We start from the raw sequence: 2461 nt of genomic DNA, 5'->3' as shown, positions 1-2461 counted from the left end.
AACAGTTTACGCCAAATAAATATGAACACTTATTTACTAAAATACCTATTGTCTTTATCATAGATTATTAGCTTCTAAGATAAAGGCAGGAGGATTTGGAAGGTGGATAAGTTTGAAATGTACATACAGATTAGAGGGATGGTCAACCAGCGATACAGCGTTTCAGCTATCGCAAGAAAGTTAAAGATATCAAGAAATACAGTGTATAAGTACCTTGAGAAGTCACCAGATGAAATGGCAGAATGGACAGCATCAACTATGATCAGAACGAAGAAATTGGATATACATAAAGAGTTGATCTTGAATTGGCTAAGGGAATACCCGGACATTTCGGCAGCACAGGTTAATGATTGGCTGAAAGAGAAATTCCCTACCTTCAAAGTTGGTGAAAGTACCGTACGGAATTATGTGAAGGAACTTCGAGAGGAGTTTTCTATCCCTAGAGAGGCTCAGAAACGAAACTATGAGGCAATACCTGATCCTCCAATGGGTGAACAAATACAGGCTGACTTTGGCTTTGTCACCGTTAGAAATAAAGTTGGAAAGTCTGTCAAACTCATGTTTATAGTATTTGTGCTTGCACATTCGAGATACAAATATGTTTGGTTTCAGAATCGTCCTTTTACTACCAAGGATGTAGTTGAAGCCCATAAAAAAGCGTTTATTGCCTTTGGTGGAGTCTCTAAGGAAATTCTATATGATCAAGATCGTTTGTTGGTTGTCTCCGAAAATGAAGGCGATCTCCTTCTAACTGAGGATTTTCAGCAGTTTGTCAATGAAGTAAAGTTTAAGGTGGTTTTATGCCGAAAGGCAGATCCTGAAAGCAAAGGAAGGGTAGAAAACGCCGTGGGATTCATCAAGAAAAACTTTGTTCTACATAGAGTTTTTCACAATATTGATTCCTGGAATGAACAATGCCAGCACTGGTTGAGCAGAACAGGAAACGGTAAAATCCACAATGGGACAAAAAGAAGACCCACCGATGTGTTTCTCCTGGAAAAGCAACACATGAGGCAGGTCAGCCTATTAAATCATAATAGTAATACTAGTATAACAAGAAGTGTACGGAAGGACAACACGGTATTATTCCTTTCGAATCGTTATACAGTGCCTCTCGGCACTTATCAGAAATACCCGGAAGTTCAAATAATGAGAAATAAAGAAAATAAACTAATCATTTATGTCAAAGAGACAGGAGAAGTATTGGCAAGTCATTCAATCAGCCCTGATAAAGGTCAACTGATTCGTAATACATCCCATCAGCGTGACCGTTCCAAAGGACTTAAGGAATTAATGGAGGCTGTGGGTAGCCACTTTACAAACAGTGAGATGGCCCAGATGTATTTTCAGGAACTACGAAACAGATATCCTAGATATCTCCGTGATCAGTTGAGTATCATAAAAAAGTGTATTGATGTTTGTTCAGTTGAAGTTCTTGATGATTCACTTGCGTTATGTATGGAAAGACAACTGTTTAGCGCTAACGATTTTCAGGATGTTGTCCAACTATTGAAACGCCAGCGTCAAGTTAACATGAACAGCCCAAGCGCTATCGCTGATTCTAAACCAACATCTGCCGATGTAGCGGAATTGCCGTTACTTAACGCAGAAGCTAAGCAGCGTCCATTTGACCACTATGTCGCAATCATGGAGGGAATTAAATGAGACAAATTCAGCAACTTCAGGATGCCCTTGTATCTCTCCGTCTCTCGGAAGCTTCAAAAGAGCTTCCCGCTATTCTGGCAAAAGCCGAGAAAGATCAAGTTAGCTACCTTTCTTTCTTAAATATTCTGGTAGAGTACGAACGAAACAAAAGAGATGAAAAGAACATGGAAAAAAGGCTTAAGCTTGCCTCTTTTCCGTGTATAACCCCTTTGGATGATTTTAATTTAGAGGAACAGGAATCATTGAGCCAAAAGGAATTTAATCAATTGAAGGAACTGGCGTGGGTGGAGCAGCTCTTTAACCTAATCCTATTGGGACCTCCAGGAGTCGGTAAGACTCACTTGGCAGTAGGACTCGGACTGGAAGCCATCCAGAAAGGCTACAAGGTTTCATTTATATCAATGGGAGAATTGGTCCACACGTTAAAAACTCTAGACATCACGAGGAAATCACAAACTAGGATAAAAAAAATTAAGGATTCTAACCTAGTGATCATTGACGACTTGATGTACGCAGCTATGGATCCGAGAGAAGCCAACCTTTTCTTTCAGCTAGTCAATGATTTATATAACCATTCATCTATCATCCTTACGTCCAACCGATCTCCGAAGGAGTGGACAGAATTGCTTGGGGATGTAGGTGTAGCTACAGCCATATTAGACCGTTTGATTCATCGTGCAGAGATTGTGAGCTTCCATGAAGATAGCCATAGAATGAGAAACAGACAAAAGATTTTTAATGAAGAAAGTGTTCAAAATTAATCAGCAAAATTGTTCATTTCTACTTGACGCTCACA

The 2461-nt window shown here is 39.7% G+C and carries 2 protein-coding genes; both read left to right on the top strand.

The window, feature by feature from the left end:
* Nucleotides 1-102: 102 nt before the first annotated feature.
* Nucleotides 103-1665, top strand: coding sequence for an IS21 family transposase (gene istA / locus ACJ004_RS29965; protein WP_410896721.1), 1563 nt, complete (start codon nucleotides 103-105; stop codon nucleotides 1663-1665).
* Nucleotides 1662-2426, top strand: a complete 765-nt coding sequence (gene istB / locus ACJ004_RS29960) for an IS21-like element helper ATPase IstB (RefSeq protein ID WP_410896720.1) — start codon at nucleotides 1662-1664, stop codon at nucleotides 2424-2426. The genes istA and istB overlap by 4 nt, the downstream gene beginning before the upstream one ends.
* Nucleotides 2427-2461: the final 35 nt, after the last annotated feature.

Source organism: Neobacillus sp. 204, assembly GCF_046562815.1.
Taxonomy (GTDB): domain Bacteria; phylum Bacillota; class Bacilli; order Bacillales; family Cytobacillaceae; genus Neobacillus.
This window is presented reverse-complemented; position numbering and strand designations above follow the sequence as displayed.

Bases quoted from the DNA above. Each gene is read 5' to 3' on its own strand.
- istB (WP_410896720.1), top strand. From the start codon at position 1,662: ATGAGACAAATTCAGCAACTTCAGGATGCCCTTGTATCTCTCCGTCTC.